The following is a 21,279-nucleotide window of genomic DNA, read 5'->3' as shown; positions in this document are numbered from 1 at the left end:
GTATCCGCTCCGCGACGCCCCGGGTCGCACGCCCGCCCCGACTGCGCCGTTCGCACTACCATCGCGGGCATGCCCCCGTCGTCCGGCAGGTCCCGAGGTGCCCGGTCCGGGCGCCGGTTCCGGCGGCGCGGGCGCAGGCTGACCACGGTCGACGAGACCTCGGCCGGTGGGCTCGTGGTCGACCCGGCGACCAGCACGGTCGCGCTGATCGGGCGGCTGGACCGGCGCGGGCGGCTGCTGTGGTCGCTGCCCAAGGGCCACATCGAGCCGGGGGAGACCCCGGAGCAGACCGCGGTGCGCGAGGTCGCCGAGGAGACGGGCATCGATGGGGAGGTCATCCGCCCGCTCGGCACCATCGACTACTGGTTCGTCGCCGACGGCACCAAGCGGATCCACAAAACCGTCCACCACTTCCTGCTGCGGGCCTACTCTTTCGAGCTGTCGGACGAGGACATGGAGGTGACCGAGGTCGCGTGGGTGGCACTCGACGAGTTGGACGACCGACTCGCCTATGCCGATGAGCGCCGTCTGGTCCGCAAGGCCCGACAACTACTCTCCGAGCATCCGCTCTCACCCGATCCGGTTGAGCGAGACCTACCTGAAGTCGGACGGGCCTGACCCGATGGCTGGAGAGAAGCCGTGACCACTCGACTGCGCCGCGCCGGTCTCGCGGCGCTGGCCGCTGTCTGCGCCGTGCTCGGCGCGCCCATGACCGGCCAACCCGCCGCCGCGGAACTGGCGGCACGACTCCGTGTCGACATCGACCAACTCGTCCCCCGCGTCGTCGAGGCGAGTACCCAAGCAGTGACCATCAGCGGCCGGATCACCAATTCGGGTGACCGCCGGGTGGACAAGATCGAGGTGCGCCTGCAGCGCGGCGACGTCCTCGACACCGAGGCCGGGCTGCGCACCGCGCTCAGCGACCCGCAACGCACCGACGCACTGACCCGACCCGCGATCAGCTCCGCGTTCCAGCCCGTTGCGGGCGCGCTCGACCGGGACCAGAGCGTCCCGTTCACCATCACCGTCCCCGTCAACTCCGACAAGGGCGCACTGAAGCTGGACAAGCGCGGCGTCTACCCGGTCGTGCTCAACTTCAACGGCGTCCCCGACTACGGCCGCGCCGAGCGGGTGGGCGCGCTGAGCACCCTGCTGCCGGTCCTCGCCGTCCCCGGCGGCGGCGCCGCGGTCCCACCAGCGCAACCCACCCAGCTCAGCGTCCTGTGGCCGCTGATCGACGAGCGCCCGCGCCGCGTGCAGACCCCGTCCGATGGCAGCCGCACCGTCTTCGCCGACGACGGGCTGTCCGCGTCGCTGTCCAGCGGGCGGCTGTTCACCCTGGTCGACACCGTGCGCACGGCGGCGGCGGCGAATGCGTCGGCGCTGCGGTCGCTGTGCTTCGCGATCGACCCCGACCTGCTCGACACCGTCACCGAGATGACCGCGGGCTACTACGTCCGCGCCGCTGACGGGACCGTGTTCCCGGGCAACGGCGCTCACACCGCGCAGCTGTGGCTCGACCGGGTCAAGGAGCTCACCCGCGGCCAGTGCGTGATAGCGCTGCCTTACGCCGACGTAGACCTCGCCGCGTTGACCCGGGCGAACGCGGGCGCGCTGGTCGACATCGCGCTGCGGGAGACCGCGTCGGTCGAGGCGACCCTCGGCACCAAGCCGCTGACCAGCACGGTCTGGCCGGATGGCGGCACGCTCGACCAGCGCACCCTGTCCATCCTCGCCGCGAGCGGCCGCACCACGGTCATCTCCGACGCGGCCAAGGTCACCGAGCCCCAGGGCGACCTGCCCTACACGCTCGGCCAGAACCTGCGGGCCATCCCGTACGACCAGCTCGTGGCGTCCTCGCTGGCGCCCAAGGCCCAGGTCGACGACGCGGGCGTGAAGACGTCCTCGATCCAGAACGGCCTGGCCACCCTGGTCTTCCGCGGCGGTTTCCAGTCCGCCCCCGGCCAGTCGGTGCTGGTCGCCCCGCCGCGCCGGTGGAGCGCGACCTCGGCAGAGCTGACGGTGTTCTTGCAGACCATGTGGTCGCTGGAGAGCCAGGGCTTCATCCGCCCGCTGGGCCTCGACGGCCTGGTCAGCGGGCCGGACCGGGGCACGGCCACCGCGTTGGAGTACACCGCGACCGACAGCGCGGCCGAGGTGCCCGCCCCGGTGACCGCGCAGATCGCGGCGGTCGACGCGGTGCAGCGCGACCTGGTGGAGAACGTGCTGTTCGAGGACGACACCCGCCAGGTCGATCCGAAGGACCTCATCAAGCCGATGCGCTACGCCCTGGTCCGGTCCGGGTCGACCGCGTGGCGGGGCGAGCCCGACCTCGCCCGCCGGGCGGCTGGTGCGGTCGACGACCAGGTCAAGGCGCTGCTGGCGCAGGTGTCGGTGACCGACGCGGGCAGGCCGCTGTCGTTGGCGTCCAAGGACAGCCCGCTGCCGGTGTTCATCACCAACGGCCTGCCGGTCACCGTCCGGGCGAAGATCAACGTCGGGGTCACCGCAGGCCTCAAGCCGGAGCAAGCCGTCGTCGTCCGCATCCCGGCCCAGGCGGGCATCCCGCGCTACCTGCCTGCCGAGGTCACCCGCTCCGGTCGCTTCACCGTCACGATCTGGCTCACCACGGACAGTGGCACCCTGCTCGGTAAGTCCTCCCGGTTGGAGTTGAACTCCACCTCGTACGGCAGCATCACCATCGCGGTCACCGGAACGGCCGCCGGTGTGTTGGTGATCCTGGTCGGTTTGCGGCTTTTCCGCCGGATCCGGGCGGCCGGGCGGGCGCGGGCGGCGGCCGAGAGCGACCTCTGAGCGCGGCTCGGAGCAGGGGACGGGCGATGGACAGGACGGCGGCAGTGGCCAAGGACGAGCCTGCAGGCGGGGCGACGCCGTCACTGGCCAAGGCGAGCGGGTCGATGGCCATCGCCACGCTGGTCAGCCGGATCACCGGGTTCGGCTGGAAGATGGTGATGGCCTGGCTGATCGGCATCAACGTCGCCACCGACTCGTTCACCATCGCCAACACCCTGCCCAACATCATCTTCGAGCTGCTGCTCGGCGGGGTGCTGGCCAGCATCGTGGTCCCGCTGCTGGTCCGCTCCCAGCAGGACCCCGACGGCGGCGCGGAGTACACCAGCAGGCTGCTCACCGTCGGCATGACCGGGTTGGCCGTGGGCACGGTGATCGCGGTCGCCGCGGCCCCGCTGTTCACGGCGATCTACGTCGACAGCTCCACCGACAGCGCCAACCCGGGCCTGGTCACCGCGTTCGCCTACCTGCTGCTGCCGGAGATCCTGTTCTACGGCCTGTTCGCCCTGCTCTCGGCGATCCTGCAGGCCAAGCACGTGTTCGGCCCGACCGCGTGGGCGCCGGTGGTCAACAACGTGGTGATCCTGGCGACCCTGGTCACCTTCTGGCTGATGCCGGGCGACATCTCGCTCGACCCGGTGCGGATGGGCGACCCGAAGCTGCTGGTGCTCGGCCTCGGCACCACGCTGGGCATCGTCGTGCAGGCGGTGGTGCTGCTGCCCGCGCTGCGCCGCATCGGTTTCCGGTTCCGCTGGACCTGGGGCATCGATGCCAGGCTGCGCGAGTTCGGCGGCCTGGCGCTGTGGATCCTGGGCTACGTCGCGATCAGCCAGATCGGCATGGTCATCACCCAGCGGGTGCTCACCGCAGCCGCGAAGGGCGGCGTGACGATCTACTCCAACGCCTGGCTGCTGTTCCAACTCCCGTACGGGGTCATCGGCGTCTCGCTGCTGACCGCGATCCTGCCCAGGATGAGCAAGGCCGCCGCGGACGGCGACACCCAGCGGCTGGTCGACGACCTGTCCACCGGCAGCAGGCTCTCGGCGGTGATGCTGGTCCCGATCAGCGCAGTGCTGACGATCACCGGCGCCGCGCTCGGCGTCGCCCTGTTCGGCGCGGGCGAGGCGGGCATCGAGCAGTCGCAGCGGCTCGGGCACGCGCTGGCGTTCTCCGCGTTCGGCCTGCTGCCCTACGCGCTGGTGATGCTGCAACTGCGGGTCTTCTACGCGATGAAGGACGCCCGCACGCCGACGCTGATCATGGTCGTGATGACCGCGGTGAAGGTGCCGCTGCTCTACATGTGCGGCGCGCTGGTGGACGAGGACCAGGTCGTCATCGCGGTGCTGCTGGTCAACTCGCTGACCTTCGTGGTCGGCGCGGTGCTCGGCCAGATGTGGCTGTGGGTGCGGCTGGGGAACCTGCACAGCAAGAAGGTCGTCAAGGTGATCGCGGTCTGCGTACTGGCAGGCGCAGTGGGCGCGGCCGCGGCGTGGGGGTTGAGCGCGGTCGCGCTGCCCACGGTCGACTCGCTGACCACGGCGTGGGTGAACCTGCTCGTGCAGGGACCGGTGGCCTGCGTGGTGGCGTTCGGTGTGCTGGTCGCGCTCAAGGTTCCCGAGCTCAAGCCCGCGACGAGCCGAATCACCCGACTGGTGCGCAGGGGCTGACCCGCTCCGTCACCGGTGACCGGCCGGATTCCCGTAGGCTCGGAAACCGAGGCGGCAGGTGGAGAGAGTGGTGACGACGAGGCGGACCGAGTACCCCGTTGGCGAGGGAGCGGCTGGCAACCAGGCCAGACCGGGCTTCCTGGTCCCCGGCAGCGCGGTCGGCGACGGTCGGTACCGGTTGCTCGCGGAGTTCGGGCTCGACGAACGGGTCGACGCCCACCTCTGGCGGGCGCAGGACAACCAGCTCCGCCGCGACGTCGGCCTCACCCTGCTGGTGGGTGACCCGGCCAACGCGACCGCGGCTGGCGCGGCCCGCAAGATGCTGGAACGCACCATGCACGCCGCCCGCATCACCCACCCGGGGACCTCCCGGGTGCTCGACGTGCTCGGCCCCGGCAACGGCATCGCGCCGACCGAGGGCCTGCTGGGCATCGTGGTCGCGGACTGGTCGCAGGGCACCGACCTGGTGGACGTCATCGCCGAGCACCCGCTGCCGCCCTCGACCGCGGCCAGGCTGCTCGAGCCGCTGGCCGCCGCGGTGGAGCTGGCGCACCACTCGGGCATGGTGCTGGGCGTCGACCACCCGCAGCGGGTCCGGGTCACCCCGGACGGTGTGCTGCGGCTGTCGTTCCCCGGTCCGCTGCCCGAGGCGACGCTGCAGGACGACGTGCGCGGCCTCGGCGCCATCCTGTACCTGCTGCTCACCGGCCGGTGGCCGCTGCGCAACGCCCCCGGCCTGCCGCACGCCCCGCTGACCCCGGACGGCCAGGTCGTGCCGCCGCGCGCGCTGTTCCCGTACATCCCGTACGAGCTGTCCTCCGCCGCGGTCCGCAGCCTCACCGACGACGCGACCGGCGGCATCCGCACCAGCTCCGGCCTGCTGCGGGTGCTGGAGCGGGCGAGGCTCAACGAGGACGCGACGCAGAGCATCAGCGCGATCCCCGACGACACCGACGCCGAGGACGACGACGGCGCGCTGTGGACGACCAAGCGCCCGCACAACGACCGGGCCAAGCGGCGCAAGCTGGCCATCGGGGTCACCGCGCTCGCCGTGGCCACCGTGGGCGTGCTGGCCTGGCTGGGCATGCAGCTGATCAGCTTCTTCGGCGACGACAGCGCGGGCGCCGGTGGCCCGACCGTGGTCGCCTCCGCGCCGGGCAACGCCGAGAACAACCCCAAGCCGCCCAACCCCGGCGCGCCGATCCAGGCCGCAGGCGTGCAGGTTTACAACATCAAGGGCACCCCGGACAGCCCGCGCCGGGCCAACCGGGCCGCCGACGGCGACCCGAAGACCTCGTGGAAGACCGACAAGTACCAGCAGCCGTTCCCGGCGCTCAAGCCCGGCGTCGGGCTGATGGCCGCGTTCGCCGAGCCGGTGCCCTTCGCCGAGGTGGTGATCGACTCGCCCAGCTCGGGCACCGTGGTCGAGATCCGCACCGCGCCCTCGGAGAAGCCGGGCCTGGATGAGACCAAGGTGATCGGCCGGGCGACGTTGCAGCCGGGCCAGACCCGCCTGCAGCTCGACAGCGCCGAGCCCACCCAGCACCTGCTGATCTGGATCACCACCCTGGGCGAGGGCAACGTCTCCGAGATCACCGAGATCGGCTTCCTGCGCGCCCAGTAGCCACCCCGCGCGCCGGTCGGCACAACGCAGGTCTTGGCTGGCCCACCCGTGCGGCACGGTGGCGGGTCGGCGACCGCGCAGCGGTCGGCGAAACGCAGGTCTTGGCTGGTCCAAGTGCGGTTCGGCGGGTTGGCGACCGCCCTATACGCTGTCCGGGTGACTGCCTCCGCCAGCTCGGACGCCGACCTCATCGCGGCGCACGCCGCGGGAGACCAACACGCCTTCGCCGAACTGGTGCGCAGACACCGGGACCGGATGTGGGCGGTGGCGCTGCGGACGTTGCGCGATCCCGAGGAGGCGGCGGACGCGCTGCAGGAGGCGTTCATCTCCGCCTTCCGGGCCGCCGGGTCGTTCCGGGCCGAGTCGCAGGTCACCACCTGGTTGCACCGGATCGTGGTCAACGCCTGCCTGGACCGGGTGCGCCGCAAGCAGGCCCGCCCGACGGTGGCGCTGCCGGAGGCCGGACCGGGTGAACCGGTTACCCCGCGTGACGCGATGGCCGAGCGCGAGACCCGGCTCGTGGTGCAGACCGCGCTCTCCGAGTTGTCCGAGGAGCAACGGGTACCCATCCTCTTAGTGGACGTCGAGGGCTATTCGGTGGCCGAGACCGCCAAGCTGCTCGGCATCGCGGAGGGCACCGTCAAGTCCCGGTGCGCCCGGGGGCGGGCCAAGTTGGCCAAAGTTCTCGGACATCTGCGGAACCCCGATGCAGATGCGAACGTCCCAGGTGGCGCTGTCGCAGACGGGCGAGACGTGCCGCACAGGCGCCACTGGGAGGGACGATGACCGACGAGCATCGGGGCACAGGGGGCCCCGACGGGCCGCCATGGTCAGTCGACCTGTTGGCGGATCTGCACGCCGGTGTCCTCGACCCAGCGCGCAGCGCCCGGCTGTGGGCCCGGGTGAACGTCGACCCGGAGGCCAAGGCCGTCATCGACGCGCTCGACTCGGTCAAGGCGGGGTTGGGTGAACTCGCTGTAGCACCGGCGCCGCCGATGCCCGCGCACTTCGCCGCCCGGCTCGACGCCGCGCTCGACGGTGAGGCCAGGCGGGCCTTCGGCGGGGTCGCCGTGCAGGACCCGCCCCGACCGGGTGTCGCGCCGGTGCTCGACATGGCCGAGGCGCGCCGCAAGCGGGGCAGGCGCACCGCGTGGGGCGTCGGGTTGCTGACCGCGGCGGCGGCCGCCGTCGCCATCGGCTACGGGGTGCTGCCCAAGACCCAGGAGACCGGCGGGACCGCCGCGCCGGTGCCGTCCGCGCAGCTGTCCGACGAGGCGCCGCTCGCGGTGAGCAGGGGCAACGTCGGCGAGGTCGCCGGCAAGCTGACCACCGGCAAGACCAAGGACTACGGGCCGCTCAAGGACGAGGCGGGCCTGAAGAAGTGCCTGTCGAGCAACGGCTTCGACGCCAAGGTCGCGCCGCTCGGGGTCCGGCCGGTCACCTACGACGGCAAGGCCGCGGTGATGGCCGTGCTCCTGGTGTCGGGCGACAACGGGCGCCTGCAGGTCCTGGTCGTGCAGCCGGACTGCACCCAGCTGTTCAACGACAAGATCGGCCGCTGATCCCCGAGCCCGCCCCGGACGCCTGATTCCCGCGTCCGGGGCGGGCTTCGCACTGTTCAGGGCCGCTGTAGCGGAGCGGGTACGCCGCCGTGCGCGCCATCACCGCGCGGGGGTGGAACAACCGCCGCCTACGATCGCGTTGACACCAGTGTGACCGGGCGGCTCCGTCCGGCGAAGGTCAATGGAGGGCAGATGCCTGCGGAAGCGGACCAGATCCGAAACCTGATCATCGTCGGCTCCGGACCCGCGGGCTACACCGCGGCCGTCTACGCCGCGCGCGCCCAGCTCGAGCCGCTGGTGTTCGAGGGCTCCCAGTTCGGCGGCGCGCTGATGACCACCACCGAGGTGGAGAACTTCCCGGGGTTCCGCGACGGCATCATGGGCCCGGACCTGATGGAGCAGATGCGCGCCCAGGCCGGTCGCTTCGGCGCCGAGCTGCGCGCCGAGGACGTCGACACCCTCGAGCTCGACGGCCCGGTCAAGTACGTCGTCGCGCACGGCACCCGCTACGCCGCCAAGGCCGTGGTGCTGGCCATGGGTGCCGCGCCGCGCTACCTGAACGTGCCCGGCGAGCAGGAGCTGCTCGGCCGCGGCGTCTCCGCCTGCGCGACCTGCGACGGCTTCTTCTTCCGCGACCAGGACATCGCCGTCGTCGGCGGCGGTGACTCGGCGATGGAGGAGGCGCTGTTCCTCACCCGCTTCGGCAAGACGGTGACGATCATCCACCGGCGGGAGGACTTCCGCGCCTCGCGGATCATGCTGGAGCGGGCCAAGGCCAACGAGAAGATCCGCTGGCAGCTCAACTCCGCGGTCACCGAGGTGCTCGGCGACGGCAAGGTGCAGGGCCTGCGCCTGCGCGACACCGTCACCGGCGAGGAGTCGGTGCTCGACGTGTCCGGCTTCTTCGTCGCCATCGGCCACGACCCGCGCAGCCGGCTGGTCGCGGGCAAGGTCGCCATCGACGACGAGGGCTACGTGCTCACCGAGGGCCGCACGACCTACACCAACGTCGACGGCGTGTTCGCCGCCGGTGACCTGGTGGACCACACCTACCGGCAGGCCATCACCGCCGCCGGGTCCGGCTGCGCCGCCGCGATCGACGCCGAGCGCTGGCTGGCCGAGCACGGCACCGCCGAGGCGGAGGTCGCGCCCGAGCTGGTCGGCGGCGGCTACGCCCCCACGAACTGACCCCACCCCAACCCACCCCGAGGGAGCCACCCAGATGGGCGCCAACACCGTCACCGTGTCCGACAAGTCCTTCGTCGAGGACGTGCTGCAGAGCGACAAGCCGGTCATCGTCGACTTCTGGGCGACCTGGTGCGGCCCGTGCCGGATGGTCGCGCCGGTGCTCGAGGAGATCGCCGCCGAGTACTCGGAGAAGGTCACCGTCGCCAAGCTCGACATCGACGCCAACCCGGGCACCGCCCGCGACTACCAGGTCCTGTCCATCCCCACGCTGATCGTCTTCCAGGGCGGCCGCGCGGTGAAGACGATCGTCGGCGCCAAGCCCAAGTCGGCGTTGGTGAAGGACCTCGAGGATTACCTCGGCTGAGCAGGCAACCCGGAACCGGGGTCCGTGCGTCTCGTTAGGCGACACCGGGCCCCGGTTTTCGCGTGGTGGGGCGACCCGCCCGCCATCCCAGCGGGGGAACCGAACACCGGCAAGGCACAATGGGTGACCTGTCGGGTCGCGCACCGGTCACCCGGTGCCCAAGACGAGAGCGAGGGTGCATGCGGGTACTGCGCCGCGGCGACGAGGGACCGGCCGTTGCCGAAGTTCGGTCCACGCTGGCGGCGTTGGGCCTGTTGCCCCCGGTCAACGGGGTCACCGACCAGTTCGACCACGCCGTCGAGCACGCCGTCCGGGCGTTCCAGCAGCACCGCGGCCTGATCACCGACGGCCTCATCGGCCCGGCGACCTACCGCGCGCTGCGTGACGCCACCTACCAGCTCGGCGGTCGCCCGCTGGCGTACCTGGTCTCCGCCCCGATCACCGGCGACGACGTGGCCACCCTGCAGGAGCGGCTGCTCGAGCTCGGCTACGACGCGGGCCGGGCGAACGGGGTGTTCGGCGCCCAGACCGAGGCCGCCCTCCGCAACTTCCAGCGCGACTACGGCCTGACCGTGGACGGCATCTGCGGCCCGGAGACCATCCGCGCCCTGCGCCAGCTCTCGCCGCGCGCCCGCGGTGGCCGCCCGGTGCTGCTGCGCGAGCAGGAGCGCGTCCGCCGGTCCGGGCCGCGGCTCACCGGCAAGCGCATCGTCATCGACCCCGGTCACGGCGCCCACGACACCGGGGTGTCGGTGGACGGCGTCAACGAGTCGGAGCTGATGTGGGACCTGGCCCGCCGGTTGGAGGGCCGCATGGTCGCCACCGGCATGGAGGCGCTGCTCTCCCGCGGTCCCGACCAGTGCCCGGACGAGTCGGCCCGCGCCCAGTTCGCCAACGAGGCGGGCGCCGACCTGGTGCTCTCGCTGCACTCGGACGCCAACGCCTCGCCGCTGGCCCAGGGCCTGGCCTGCTTCCACTTCGGGTCCGGCAACGGCACCGCGACCTCCACGCTCGGCGAGGCCATGGCCGGGCTGATCCAGCGCGAGCTGACCAAGCGCACCGGCTTGCGCGACTGCGGCACCCACCCGAAGACCTGGGAGCTGCTCCGGCTGACCCGCTGCCCGGCGGTCCGCATCGAGATCGGGTACCTCAGCAACACCGAGGACCGCACCCGGCTCACCGACCCGGCCTTCCGCGATGTCGTCGCCGAGGGCATCGTCGTGGCCGTGAAGCGCCTCTACCTGCTCGGCGAGAACGACCAGCCCACGGGCAGCTTCACCTTCGCCGACGTCCTCGCGCACGAACTCGCCAAGGCCGAGTAGCGCAAACGCTTTCCCCCAGGTCACACCCTGTGCCGCCCACCCCAGGTGGGCGGCACAGGCGCGTTCAGGGCGAGCGCTGCAGGACCGGCGACGCGGTGCTGATGGAGACGGTGCCCAGGAGCCGTTCGAGGGCGGCCTCGACGTCTTCCTTCCAGGTGATGCCGGTGCGCAGTTCCAGGCGCAGGCGGGGCCACCGGGGGTGCGGGCGGACCGTCTTGAAGCCGACGCTGGTGAGGAAGTCGGCCGGGACGACGCAGGAGTGCTCCTCGTCCGGGCGGGCGTCACCGAAGGCCTCCACGGCGCGCACGCCGCGGCGGGTGAGGTCCTTGACCACGGCCTGCACCAGCATCCGGCCGAGCCCGCCGCCGCGGAACTCGGGCAGCACGTGGAAGCCGGTGAGCACCACCGCGTCCGGGCTGATCGGCGAGGTCGGGAACGCCGAGGCGCGGGGGACCGCGTTGGGCGGGGCGTAGAGGACGAACCCGACCGGGAGCTTGTCGCTGTAGACGACCCGGCCGCAGGAACCCCAGTCGAGCAGGACGCTGGAGACCCAGGCCTCCTTCTCGAGCTCGGTGGTGCCGAACTCCTCCGCCTGCTCCTTGAGGTGCGGCGCGAGTTCCCAGTAGACACAGCCCCGGCAGTGCTTGGGGAGGTGCTCCAGGTTGTCCAGCGTGACGCCGACGACGCGTCGCGACACCCCAACCTCCCGTGCTCGCGGAGACTTCTCGCGCGCCCGCAGGGAGGACGCCGATTGACCCGACCCAGAATAGGGCGATGTGACCTGCGTCGGAACCGCAGGGCGCAATCTCAGGGGTAAGTCACTCCTCTGGTTACACTGTTTTCGCTGGACCACCCCCTGGGAGCCACCCATGAGCACCTCCGGACCGTCGCCCGATCGGCTGGGCGCCCGCAGTCTCGACCCGCACCTCGGCCGGTACGCGGCCCGTGCGGAGGGCATGACGGCATCCGAGGTCCGAGCACTCTTCGCGGTGGCCAGCCGCCCCGAGGTGGTGTCGCTCGCCGGGGGCATGCCGAACCTGGCCGCGCTGCCGCTGGACTTCCTCGCCGACCAGATCTCCTCGATCGTCGCCGACGACGGCCTGGTCGCGCTGCAGTACGGCTCCGCGCACGGCGTCCCGGTGCTGCGCGAGCAGATCTGCGAGGTCATGGCCCTGGAGGGGGTCACCGGCCACCCGGACGACCTGGTGGTGACGGTCGGCTCGCAGATGGCCCTCGACCTGGTGACCCGGATCTTCATCGACCCCGGCGACATCGTGCTCGCCGAGGGCCCGTCCTACGTGGGCGCGCTGGGCACCTTCGCGTCCTACCAGGCCGATGTGCGGCACGTGGTGATGGACGAGCACGGCCTGGTCCCCGAGGCGCTGCGGGCCGCGCTGACCGCCGCCGCGCAGGCGAACCGGCGGGTCAAGTTCCTCTACACGATCCCGAACTTCAACAACCCCGCAGGCGTGACCCTCGCGGTGTCGCGGCGGGCCGAGGTGCTCGACATCTGCGCCCGGCACGACGTGCTGGTCATCGAGGACAACCCGTACGGCCTGCTCGGCTTCGACGGCCAGGTCTACCCGGCGCTGCGGTCGATGGACTCCGACAACGTGATCTACCTCGGCTCGTTCTCCAAGACCTTCGCCTCCGGCCTGCGGGTCGGCTGGGCGCTGGCGCCGCACGCGGTGCGGGAGAAGCTGGTGCTCGCCGCGGAGTCGGCCGCGCTGTGCGCGCCAACGCTCAACCAGCTGGTCGTGTCGCGCTACCTGGCCACCCACGACTGGAAGGGCCAGATCAAGTCGTTCCAGACCATGTACCGCGACCGCAGGGACGCGCTGCTGGCCGGGCTGGAGCAGCACATGCCCGCCGGGTGCACCTGGACGAGACCCGATGGTGGGTTCTTCGTCTGGCTGACCGTCCCCGAAGGGGTGGACACCAAGGCGATGCAGCCACGCGCGGTCACCGCCCGGGTCGCCTACGTGCCCGGCACCGGCTTCTACGCCGACGGGTTCGGCAGCAGGCAGATGCGGCTGTCGTTCTGCTACCCGCCGCCGGAGCGGATCACCGAGGGCGTGCGCAGGCTGGCCGGGGTGCTCGCCGACGAGCTGGACCTGCTGCACACCTTCGGCCCGACCGCGAGCCGGTCGCTGTCCGGCCCGCAGACCCCGGCACCCGACACCGCCTGAACCGCAAGGACCCCTACCACTCGCGCGTGTACCTTCGGGGCCGCCGCGAGTCCGCTGTGCCGCCACAAGGGAGATCACCGTGTCCGACCGCTGGGTTGCCGTCCTCGCCGGGGGCTTGTCGCACGAGCGCGACGTCTCCCTGCGCTCCGGGCGGCGGGTGTCGGCGGCGCTGCGCCACGCCGGGCTGGCGGTGGAGGAGTGGGACGCCGACGCGGGCCTGCTGCCCAAGCTGCGCGAGCACCGGCCGGACGCGGTGGTGATCGCGCTGCACGGCGGTGAGGGCGAGAACGGCTCCATCCAGACGATCCTGGAGCTGCTGGACATCCCGTACGTGGGCACGGACGCCGGGTCGTGCAGGCGGGCGTGGGACAAGCCGACCGCGAAGTCCGAGCTGCGCCGGGCCGGGATCCTGACCCCGGACTGGGTGGTGCTGCCGCAGAGCGCGTTCCGCGAGCTGGGGGCGCAGCCGGTGCTGGACGCCATGGTGCAGCGGTTGGGCCTGCCGATGATGTTGAAGCCGGACCAGGGCGGGTCGGCGCTGGGCGCGCAGGTCGTGCGCGCAGCCGCGGAGCTGCCGACCGCGATGGTCGGGTCGCTGGCCTACAGCGACGCCGTGCTGGCCGAGGCGTTCATCGACGGCGTGGAGGTCGCCGTCACCGTGGTGGAGGGGCCGGGGGGACCGGAGGCGCTGCCCGCCGTGGAGATCGCGCCCGCGTCCGGCGTCTACGACTACACCGCGCGCTACACCGCCGGGCTGACGACCTTCCACACGCCCGCGCGGCTCGACGACGCCACCGCGGCGAAGGTGGCGGAGCTCGCCGTGTCCGCGCACGAGCTGCTCGGTCTGCGCGACGTGTCGCGGACCGACGCGGTGGTGAGCTCGACCGGCGAGGTCTACTTCATCGAGGTGAACCTGTCGCCCGGGCTGACCGAGACCTCGCTGCTGCCGATGGCGGCGGAGGCGGCGGGCCGCTCACTCGGCGCGATCTACGCCGGGTTGGTCGACCGCGCCATCAACCGCTGACAGCACCGGTTTCGGCAACCGTCACCGTGACGTATCGCCCTGGTGTGGTTCCCTGCGGCGATTTCATGCCTGATTTATCCCATTTTCCGCCATCATGGCGACGATCCGCTCGAGGTCGTCGACCGAGCCGAACTCGACCACGATCCGGCCCTTGCGCTTGCCCAACTCCACCTTGACCCGGGTGTCGAACCGGTCCGAGAGCCGGTTGGCGACGTCCTGGAGCCCCGGCGCGTGGATCGGCTTGCGCGGCGCGGGCTTGGGCCGGGCCGGGGGAGCGCCCTTGGCGAGGGTGACCGCTTCCTCGGTCGCCCGCACCGACAGCCCCTCGGCCACGATCCTGGTCGCCAGCTCTTCCTGACTGCCCGGGTCCTCGAGCCCGAGCAGCGCCCGGGCGTGCCCGGCGGAGAGCACGCCCGCGGCGACCCGGCGCTGCACCGGCAGCGGGAGCCGCAGCAGCCGGATCGTGTTGGTGATGACCGGCCTGCTGCGCCCGATCCGGCTCGCCAGCTCCTCGTGCGTCACCGCGAACTCGTCCAGCAGCTGCTGGTACGCGGCCGCCTCCTCCAGCGGGTTGAGCTGCACCCGGTGGATGTTCTCCAGCAGCGCGTCGCGCAGCATCGCGTCGTCGGCGGTCTGCCGGACGATCGCCGGGATCCGGTCCAGCCCGGCCCGCTGCGAGGCGCGCAGCCTGCGCTCGCCCATGACGAGCTCGTAGCTGTCCGCGCCGAGCTCCCGGACCACGATCGGCTGCATGAGGCCGAACTCGCGGATCGAGTGCTCCAGCTCGGTCAGCGCCTCCTCGTCGAAGGCCTGCCGCGGCTGCTTGGGGTTCGCCGTGATCGCGGCGGTCGGGATCTCCCGGTACACCGCGCCCGCCACCACCTCGGGTGCGGGCGCGGTGTCGACGGACTCGCCGTTGCGCGCCGCCGGGCTGGGCAGCTTCAGCCCACCGGTGGGTGCGCCGGTCGGTGGGCCCTGCGGGATGAGGGCGGCCAAGCCGCGCCCCAACCCGCCCTTGCGTCCGGCCGGTCCACTCATCGCGGCGCCTCCGCTCCTCGTTCGGCAACTTCACGGGCGGCGTCCAGGTAGCTCATGGCGCCGCGGGAACCGGGATCGTAAGCGAGGACCGACTGCCCGTACCCCGGCGCCTCGGAGACCTTGACGCTGCGCGGGATGACGGTGGTCAGCACCGTGCTGCCGAAGTGGTGCCGGACCTCGTTGGTCACCTGGTCGGCGAGCTTGGTCCGGCCGTCGTACATGGTGAGCAGGATCGTGGAGACGGTCAGCGAGCGGTTCAGGTGCGCCTGCACCAGCTCGATGTTGCGCAGCAGCTGGCTCAGCCCCTCCAGCGCGTAGTACTCGCACTGGATCGGGATCAGCACCTCCTGCGCGGCGACCATCGCGTTGACCGTCAGCAGGCCGAGCGAAGGCGGGCAGTCGATGAACACGTAGTCCGGGTCGAGCATGTCCAGCGCCTCGTCGGACAGCGCCTCCTTGAGCCGGGACTCCCGGGACGCCATCGACACCAGCTCGATCTCGGCACCGGCGAGGTCGATGGTGGCGGGCACGCAGTAGAGCCGGTCGGACTGGTCGCTCATCTGCGCGGCCTCGGCCAGGCTCACCTCGCCGAGCAGCACCTCGTAGACCGAGGGGGTGCCGGAGCGGTGCTCGACGCCGAGCGCGGTGCTGGCGTTGCCCTGCGGGTCCAGGTCGATGACGAGCACCCGCAGCCCGTGCAGCGCCAGCCCGGCGGCCAGGTTCACCGCCGAGGTCGTCTTGCCGACGCCGCCCTTCTGGTTGGCGACGGTGATGACCCGGCGGTGGGTGGGGCGGGGGAACATCTTGTCGGGGTGCTTCACCCGGGTGGCCCGGGCGGCTTCCTCCGCTATCGGGGTCCACCCGGCGACCGAGGCGGGGGAGGGCTGGGTCATCGTCAGCGCACCTCCCCGGCGGCTCCGGTGTTCGCCGCCTGTTTCACGTGGAACATCCTTGCTCCGATCTCAGCCTCGGTGTGCACCCTGATCCTTCCTCGCCCGACGGCCCGACCCGGCCGTGGACTGCACGCGTTCGATGAGCACCACGGTCGTCGGCACGTCGAGCACCTCGGCACCGCAGCTCTCGACCCTCGGCGCACCGCCCCCCACAGCGGCGACCTCGGCCCGGTCCCGGTCCACTTCCTCCGCGGCGCTCGCGCCCTTGAGGGCGACCAGCAGGCCACCCTGCCGGAGCAGCGGGAGACACCAACCGGCGAGCTTGGCCAGCGGGGCGACCGCCCGGGCGGTGACCACCTCCGCCCCGGACACCCGTGACCTGATCCCCGGCTCCTCGGCCCGACCGCGCAGAACGGTCACCGAGGACAGGGCAAGAGTCTCCACGACCTCGTCGAGCCACGCCACCCGCCGCGCCATCGGTTCGACCAGCGTCACCCGGAGGTCGGGCCGGGCGATGGCCAGTGGCACGCCGGGCAGGCCCGCCCCCGATCCGATGTCGACCACGGTGGCCCCTTGCGGGATGACCTCCTGGATCACCGCGGAGTTGAGGAGGTGCCGGTCCCAGAGCCGGTCCACCTCCCGTGGTCCGATCAGGCCGCGCTCGACGCCGTGCTCGGTGAGCAGCCGGGCGAACCGGTCAGCCACCTCGACCCTGTCGCCGAACACGTCCACTGCGACTGGCGGCTGCTCTGCTCCGGTCATACCCCATCCGATGTTCCACGTGAAACCATGCTCGACCCGATTGTCCCTGACGCCACCCACCGGAGCACCGGTGGCCCGTCCTGTTTCACGTGAAACAGCCAGGCACGAAAAACGCGGCCCACCGGAGTCCGGCGGGCCGCGTCGAGGAGTGCGGGTACTGAGGAGTGCGGTACTACTGGGGGAAGACCACCACGCGGCGGCGGGGGTCCTCGCCCTCGCTCTCGCTGTGCACGCCCTTGATGGTGGCGACCGCGTCGTGCACGACCTTGCGCTCGAACGGGGTCATCGGCTGGAGCCGGACCCGCTCGCCGCTGGAGACGACCTTCTGCGCGGTGGCCCGGCCGAGGTCGGCCAGCTCCTCCCGGCGGTCGGCGCGCCAGCCCGCGATGTCGAGCATCAGCCTGCTGCGGTTACCGGTCTCCTGCTGCACCGCCAGCCGGGTCAGCTCCTGGAGGGACTCGAGGACGTTGCCGCGGGGACCGACCAGCTTCTCCAGGTCCTCGCTGCCGTCGATGCTGATGACCGCGCGGCCCGCCTCCACGTCGAGGTCGATGTCGCCGTCGTAGTCGAGGATGTCGAGCAGCTGCTCCAGGTAGTCACCCGCGATGTCGCCTTCCTGGACCAGCAGCTCCTCGGTCGAACTAGTGGCGGCACCCTCCGCCGCAGCACCACCGTCGGCGATCTTCTCCGCCGCCTGCACCGTCTCCGGCACGGTTCACTCCTCTCCAGGCCGAGGCCCGCCTCAGCGGTTCTTGCGACCTGACTTCTTGCTACGGGATCGGTCCGAGATCAGACCGGGAATCTGGGTGCCGCCCTTGTCGCCGTCCGCGGCTGCCTGGGTCGGCTTCGCGGTGTCGGGCTTGGCCTCGGTGGCGGCCTCGGGCGCGCCGTCCTCGGAGGTGGCCGGGGCGGTGGGGGTGACCGGCCGCTTGCGGGGCTGGGTCGGCTTCTGACCGGGCTTGGGCGCGGCGGCGGCGCGCTTCTCCTGCGCGACGGCCTTCTTGGTGGCTTCCTCGGCGTCGATCTTCTTGTAGACGAAGCGCTGCTGCCAGAGCGTCCAGCCGTTGTTCGACAGCCAGTACATGATCAGGCCGATGGGGAAGAAGAAGCCGCCGACGAGCACACCGAGCGGGAAGACGTAGAGCGTCAGCTTGTTCATCATCGCGGTCTGCGTGGTGGCCGCGTCCGGGTTCTGCCGGGACACCGAGTGCCGCGCGGTCAGGTGGGTCAGCGCGCTGGCGAGCAGCATCAGCGGGATGGCGACCAGGACGACGGTGGTCCGGTCGACGCCGAACTTGGCCAGCTCGGTGGCGGGCTGGGTGATCCAGTTGCTCAGCCGGGCACCGAACAGGTCGGCGTCGATGTAGGACGAGACGCCGCGCTCGTCGAAGAAGTAGTTCTCGGTCTTGCCCGGCTTGAACTCGCGCAGCACGTGGAACAGGCCGATGAACACCGGGATCTGCAGCAGCATCGGCAGGCAGCCGCCCAGGGGGCTGACCCCGTGCTCGGCCTGGAGCTTCTGCATCTCCTGGGCCTGCTTCTGCCGGTCGTTGGCGTACTTCTTCTGCAGCTTCTTGATCTCGGGCGCGAACTCCTGCATCTTGCGCATGGAGCGGACCTGCTTGACCGTGGGCTTGAACATGATCGCCCGCAGCGTGAAGACCAGGAAGACGATGCTCAGCGCCCAGGCGATCGCGCTCGATTCACCGAACACGTGTCCGAACACCCAGTGCCAACACCACATGATGAAGGACACCGGGTAGTAGATGAAATCGAGCACAGGACTACTCCTCGGCGACTGTCTGCTCAACCGGGCTCGGCCCGGACTCGGTCTCGGTTCTCCTCGGCGGCACCGGGTCGAGGCCACCGGGGTGCCATGGGCCGCAGCGGAGTAAGCGGCGCGCGGCGAGCCAGGACCCGCGCAGCGCGCCGTGCACGGTCAGCGCCTCGACGGCGTAGGCGCTGCAGCTGGGGTGGAAGCGGCAGGCGGGCGGGAGCACCGGGGAGATCCAGCGCCGGTAGACCCGCACCGGGACGAGCAGCACCCTGGCCACCGGTCCCGGGCGCGCGGCGGCAGCGCGGTCGTCCACCGCAGTCGCTCCACTCACGCCCCACCGCCATCGTCGGCATTGCTCGGTACGGCCAGCCGCAGCCTGCGGATCGCGGCGTCGAAGTCCTGGCCCAGTTCCGCGCTCGTCGCCGCTGCCGCAGGGGACAGGGCACGCACGACCAACGCACTGCCCGCGGGCAGAGTTCCGATCCGCGCGCCCACCACGTGCCGCAACCTGCGCGCCACCCGGTGCCGCACGACCGAGTTGCCCACGGCCTTACTCACGACGAAACCGACCCTCGGCGCCGTGGTGGTGCTCGGCGCCGACGGGTCGGCTTCGTGGGGTTCTGTTGCTGCCCCGGCCGTGATGGCGTGCACCACGAGCCTCGGCCGACCGGCGCGCCGCCCGCGCCTGGTCACCAGCCGGAAGTCCGCGCTGTTGGTCAGCCTGCAGGCCGCGGGGAGCACGGCGACCGACTGGGGTCAGGCCGACAGCTTGTCGCGGCCCCGGCGGCGGCGGGCGGCGATGATGGCGCGGCCCGCGCGGGTCCGCATGCGCAGGCGGAAACCGTGCGTCTTGGCGCGGCGACGGTTGTTCGGCTGGAAGGTGCGCTTGCTCACGGCTCGTTCTCCCGGTACTCATCAGCTCTAGCAGGTCTGCCCGCCCCCGGCCGGTCGGTGGCCGAGGACTGAAGGTCGCCGCGCGCGGGGCACACGGAACTCACCCGCCGCAAGCGGGAGACCAGTTGAGAGTACGCACCGACCCGGGCAGGCATCAAACCGGGGGTCGTCGGATGGGCTCCGACCTGGGCGGTGGTCGTATCTTGTGGCCACCGACATCCGTTGTTACCGTGCGGGCTCCTGGTCGGCCGCGCCGGGGGTTGGGAGCCCTGCCGCGCCGCTGCCACCGGGCCACTGAGTACCTTTGACCCCCCGGCACGGGTGTCCCCTGGGTCCGCCGTACCTTTCGTGCACAGTTGTGGACAACCCTGTGGATGCCCGTTTGACGGCGGTCACGCGCCGGGACCAGCCTTACCGCCAATGCCGACGAGGGGAGGGGAGCAGGCGCCGATGTCGGAGCACCAGATGAATCTCGGGGTGGTCTGGGAGCAGGTCGTCCGCGAGCTGTCCGCGGGCACCCTGTCCCCGTCGCAGCGGGCGTGGATGCGGATGACCAGGCCGATCGGCCTGCTCGACGGGACCGCCCTGCTCTCGGCGCCGAGCGACTTCGCCAAGGAGGCGATCGAGCGCGCGCTGCGCGAGCCGATCACCAACGCCCTGTCCCGCCGGTTGGGCCGGGTGGTGTCGCTGGCGGTGAAGGTCGACGCCGCGCCCACCGCGCCGAGCGCCTCCGCCGCGCCGCCCCAGGTGGTGACCGCGCCGGTCGTGTCGCCGTCCCCGGTGGTCACCGCCGAGGTCGACGGCGACACGCTGACCATCCCGGCCGCCGACGTCGCCGCGCTCGACGCGCAGAGCGACACGTTCGACCCGCCGAACGGCTTCGGCTCCCCGCACGGGTTCGACCCGGCGCACGGGTACGAGTCCCCGCACGGCGACAACTCGTTCCACAACGACACCGACGACGACGGCGAGGAGGTGGACGAGGAGGGCGACGCGCTCGCCACCGTCCACGAGATCTGGCCGACCTTCACCGGTCAGCCCCCGGCCAGCGGGCAGCCGTTCACCGCGCCCGCGCAGCCGCAGACCTCCAAGACCAGGCTCAACGAGAAGTACACGTTCGACACCTTCGTCATCGGCGCGTCGAACCGCTTCGCCCACGCCGCGTCGGTCGCGGTGGCCGAGGCCCCCGCGCGGGCGTACAACCCGCTGTTCATCTGGGGCGAGTCCGGCCTGGGCAAGACCCACCTGCTGCACGCGGTCGGGCACTACGCCCAGCGGCTGTTCCCGGGGATGCGGGTGCGGTACGTCTCGACCGAGGAGTTCACCAACGACTTCATCAACTCGCTGCGCGACGACCGGAAGGTGGCCTTCCAGCGCCGCTACCGCGACATCGACGTGCTGCTGGTGGACGACATCCAGTTCCTGGAAGGCAAGGAAGGCACCCAGGAGGAGTTCTTCCACACCTTCAACACGCTGCACAACGCGAACAAGCAGATCGTGGTCTCCTCCGACCGGCCGCCCAAGCGGCTCGAGACGCTGGAGGACCGGCTGCGCACCCGGTTCGAGTGGGGCCTGATCACCGACATCCAGCCGCCCGAGCTGGAGACCCGGATCGCGATCCTGCGCAAGAAGGCCGCCCAGGACCGGTTGGCCGCCCCGGCCGAGGTGCTGGAGTTCATCGCGGCCAGGGTCGAGGCGAACATCCGTGAGCTCGAGGGCGCGCTGATCCGGGTGACCGCGTTCGCCTCGCTCAACCGCCAGCCGGTCGACGTCGGCCTGGCCGAGATCGTGCTGCGCGACCTGATCCCCGACTCGCAGGCGCCGGAGATCAGCGCCCCGACGATCATGGCCGTGACCGCGGAGTACTTCGGCGTCTCGATCGACGACCTGTGCGGCCCCGGCAAGACGAAAGCGCTTGCGCAAGCCAGGCAGATCTCGATGTACCTGTGCCGCGAGCTCACCGACCTGTCGCTGCCCAAGATCGGCCAGACCTTCGGCGGCCGCGACCACACCACGGTCATGCACGCGGACAAGAAGATCCGCAAGGAGATGGCCGAGCGCAGGCGCATCTACGACCAGGTGCAGGAGCTGACCTCCCGCATCAAGCAGCGCGCCCGCGCCTGACCCGCACGCGGCGCCTCCCGCACGCGGCGCCTCCCGCACG

21 protein-coding genes are annotated in these 21,279 nt (G+C 71.6%); 12 read left to right on the top strand and 9 right to left on the bottom strand.

Annotated features, from left to right (window positions below; genetic code table 11):
- Window positions 1-69: 69 nt before the first annotated feature.
- From BMY07_RS31720 to BMY07_RS31680, 9 genes are all read left to right on the top strand, one after another.
- Window positions 70-618, top strand: coding sequence for an NUDIX hydrolase (locus tag BMY07_RS31720; protein ID WP_092786713.1), 549 nt, complete (start codon window positions 70-72; stop codon window positions 616-618).
- 21 nt (window positions 619-639) lie between these two features.
- Entirely contained in the window at window positions 640-2,814 is a 2,175-nt protein-coding gene (locus BMY07_RS31715) for a DUF6049 family protein (RefSeq protein WP_092786711.1), read from the top strand.
- Between the two features lie 26 nt (window positions 2,815-2,840).
- Window positions 2,841-4,478, top strand: coding sequence for a murein biosynthesis integral membrane protein MurJ (gene murJ, locus BMY07_RS31710; protein WP_092786709.1), 1,638 nt, complete (start codon window positions 2,841-2,843; stop codon window positions 4,476-4,478).
- Between the two features lie 70 nt (window positions 4,479-4,548).
- Window positions 4,549-6,102, top strand: coding sequence for a protein kinase family protein (locus tag BMY07_RS31705; protein WP_177215914.1), 1,554 nt, complete (start codon window positions 4,549-4,551; stop codon window positions 6,100-6,102).
- A 156-nt stretch (window positions 6,103-6,258) separates the two neighbouring features.
- The gene (sigM, locus tag BMY07_RS31700) at window positions 6,259-6,888 is read left to right on the top strand and encodes an RNA polymerase sigma factor SigM (protein ID WP_092786780.1); all 630 of its coding nucleotides are present in this window, start codon (window positions 6,259-6,261) and stop codon (window positions 6,886-6,888) included.
- Window positions 6,885-7,664, top strand: coding sequence for a hypothetical protein (locus tag BMY07_RS31695; protein WP_092786707.1), 780 nt, complete (start codon window positions 6,885-6,887; stop codon window positions 7,662-7,664). The genes sigM and BMY07_RS31695 overlap by 4 nt, the downstream gene beginning before the upstream one ends.
- A gap of 192 nt (window positions 7,665-7,856) precedes the next feature.
- Window positions 7,857-8,852, top strand: coding sequence for a thioredoxin-disulfide reductase (gene trxB, locus BMY07_RS31690; protein WP_092786705.1), 996 nt, complete (start codon window positions 7,857-7,859; stop codon window positions 8,850-8,852).
- 34 nt (window positions 8,853-8,886) lie between these two features.
- Window positions 8,887-9,216, top strand: coding sequence for a thioredoxin (trxA, locus tag BMY07_RS31685; protein ID WP_092786703.1), 330 nt, complete (start codon window positions 8,887-8,889; stop codon window positions 9,214-9,216).
- Between the two features lie 179 nt (window positions 9,217-9,395).
- Window positions 9,396-10,538, top strand: a complete 1,143-nt coding sequence (locus tag BMY07_RS31680; protein ID WP_092786701.1) for an N-acetylmuramoyl-L-alanine amidase — start codon at window positions 9,396-9,398, stop codon at window positions 10,536-10,538.
- 64 nt (window positions 10,539-10,602) lie between these two features.
- Here the strand turns inward: BMY07_RS31680 and BMY07_RS31675 are convergent, their stop codons facing one another.
- Complete coding sequence (locus BMY07_RS31675; protein ID WP_092786699.1) at window positions 10,603-11,235, bottom strand: GNAT family N-acetyltransferase; 633 nt, start codon at window positions 11,233-11,235, stop codon at window positions 10,603-10,605.
- 172 nt (window positions 11,236-11,407) lie between these two features.
- Here BMY07_RS31675 and BMY07_RS31670 point away from each other — a divergent pair, with 172 nt between their 5' ends.
- Window positions 11,408-12,727, top strand: a complete 1,320-nt coding sequence (locus BMY07_RS31670; RefSeq protein ID WP_092786697.1) for an aminotransferase-like domain-containing protein — start codon at window positions 11,408-11,410, stop codon at window positions 12,725-12,727.
- Window positions 12,728-12,806: 79 nt separating this feature from the next.
- A complete protein-coding gene (locus BMY07_RS31665; protein WP_092786695.1) occupies window positions 12,807-13,751 on the top strand; it encodes a D-alanine--D-alanine ligase family protein in 945 nt (314 codons plus the stop codon).
- Between the two features lie 63 nt (window positions 13,752-13,814).
- On the opposite strand, the gene BMY07_RS31660 is transcribed toward BMY07_RS31665, so the two are convergent.
- The 8 genes from BMY07_RS31660 to rpmH form a co-directional block, all read right to left on the bottom strand.
- Window positions 13,815-14,789 carry a ParB/RepB/Spo0J family partition protein gene (locus BMY07_RS31660; protein WP_092786693.1) on the bottom strand — a complete coding sequence of 325 codons (975 nt, stop codon included), beginning with the start codon at window positions 14,787-14,789 and terminating at the stop codon, window positions 13,815-13,817.
- Entirely contained in the window at window positions 14,786-15,682 is an 897-nt protein-coding gene (locus BMY07_RS31655; RefSeq protein WP_092786691.1) for a ParA family protein, read from the bottom strand. The genes BMY07_RS31660 and BMY07_RS31655 overlap by 4 nt, the downstream gene beginning before the upstream one ends.
- A 69-nt stretch (window positions 15,683-15,751) precedes the next feature.
- Window positions 15,752-16,444 (bottom strand): 16S rRNA (guanine(527)-N(7))-methyltransferase RsmG, encoded by a 693-nt coding sequence (rsmG, locus tag BMY07_RS31650; RefSeq protein ID WP_092786689.1) that lies wholly within the window; start codon window positions 16,442-16,444, stop codon window positions 15,752-15,754.
- Between the two features lie 172 nt (window positions 16,445-16,616).
- A complete protein-coding gene (locus BMY07_RS31645) occupies window positions 16,617-17,126 on the bottom strand; it encodes a Jag family protein (RefSeq protein ID WP_245782774.1) in 510 nt (169 codons plus the stop codon).
- A gap of 60 nt (window positions 17,127-17,186) precedes the next feature.
- Window positions 17,187-18,224 carry a membrane protein insertase YidC gene (gene yidC, locus BMY07_RS31640; RefSeq protein ID WP_092786685.1) on the bottom strand — a complete coding sequence of 346 codons (1,038 nt, stop codon included), beginning with the start codon at window positions 18,222-18,224 and terminating at the stop codon, window positions 17,187-17,189.
- Window positions 18,225-18,228: 4 nt separating this feature from the next.
- Window positions 18,229-18,552 carry a membrane protein insertion efficiency factor YidD gene (gene yidD / locus BMY07_RS31635; RefSeq protein WP_092786683.1) on the bottom strand — a complete coding sequence of 108 codons (324 nt, stop codon included), beginning with the start codon at window positions 18,550-18,552 and terminating at the stop codon, window positions 18,229-18,231.
- Window positions 18,549-18,962: a ribonuclease P protein component gene (gene rnpA / locus BMY07_RS31630; protein WP_092786681.1), complete on the bottom strand. Its 414-nt coding sequence runs from the start codon at window positions 18,960-18,962 to the stop codon at window positions 18,549-18,551. The genes yidD and rnpA overlap by 4 nt, the downstream gene beginning before the upstream one ends.
- Window positions 18,963-18,977: 15 nt before the next feature.
- Window positions 18,978-19,115, bottom strand: coding sequence for a 50S ribosomal protein L34 (gene rpmH, locus BMY07_RS31625; RefSeq protein WP_018684246.1), 138 nt, complete (start codon window positions 19,113-19,115; stop codon window positions 18,978-18,980).
- Window positions 19,116-19,565: 450 nt separating this feature from the next.
- Here rpmH and dnaA point away from each other — a divergent pair, with 450 nt between their 5' ends.
- On the top strand, window positions 19,566-21,239 hold the full coding sequence (gene dnaA / locus BMY07_RS31620; RefSeq protein WP_092786679.1) for a chromosomal replication initiator protein DnaA: 1,674 nt from the start codon (window positions 19,566-19,568) through the stop codon (window positions 21,237-21,239).
- Window positions 21,240-21,279 lie beyond the last annotated feature (40 nt).

It is taken from the genome of Actinokineospora terrae, from assembly GCF_900111175.1.
GTDB classification, from domain to species: domain Bacteria; phylum Actinomycetota; class Actinomycetes; order Mycobacteriales; family Pseudonocardiaceae; genus Actinokineospora; species Actinokineospora terrae.
Note: the sequence above shows the minus strand (reverse complement) of the source record. Positions and strands in the feature narration are given on the sequence as shown.

Coding starts and splice junctions, on each gene's coding strand:
- rsmG (WP_092786689.1), bottom strand. CDS start 16,444: ATGACCGGAGCAGAGCAGCCGCCAGTCGCAGTGGACGTGTTCGGCGAC.
- murJ (WP_092786709.1), top strand. CDS start 2,841: ATGGACAGGACGGCGGCAGTGGCCAAGGACGAGCCTGCAGGCGGGGCG.
- BMY07_RS31720 (WP_092786713.1), top strand. CDS start 70: ATGCCCCCGTCGTCCGGCAGGTCCCGAGGTGCCCGGTCCGGGCGCCGG.
- dnaA (WP_092786679.1), top strand. CDS start 19,566: ATGTCGGAGCACCAGATGAATCTCGGGGTGGTCTGGGAGCAGGTCGTC.
- BMY07_RS31660 (WP_092786693.1), bottom strand. CDS start 14,789: ATGAGTGGACCGGCCGGACGCAAGGGCGGGTTGGGGCGCGGCTTGGCC.
- BMY07_RS31655 (WP_092786691.1), bottom strand. CDS start 15,682: ATGACCCAGCCCTCCCCCGCCTCGGTCGCCGGGTGGACCCCGATAGCG.
- trxB (WP_092786705.1), top strand. CDS start 7,857: ATGCCTGCGGAAGCGGACCAGATCCGAAACCTGATCATCGTCGGCTCC.
- BMY07_RS31680 (WP_092786701.1), top strand. CDS start 9,396: ATGCGGGTACTGCGCCGCGGCGACGAGGGACCGGCCGTTGCCGAAGTT.
- BMY07_RS31695 (WP_092786707.1), top strand. CDS start 6,885: ATGACCGACGAGCATCGGGGCACAGGGGGCCCCGACGGGCCGCCATGG.
- BMY07_RS31670 (WP_092786697.1), top strand. CDS start 11,408: ATGAGCACCTCCGGACCGTCGCCCGATCGGCTGGGCGCCCGCAGTCTC.
- trxA (WP_092786703.1), top strand. CDS start 8,887: ATGGGCGCCAACACCGTCACCGTGTCCGACAAGTCCTTCGTCGAGGAC.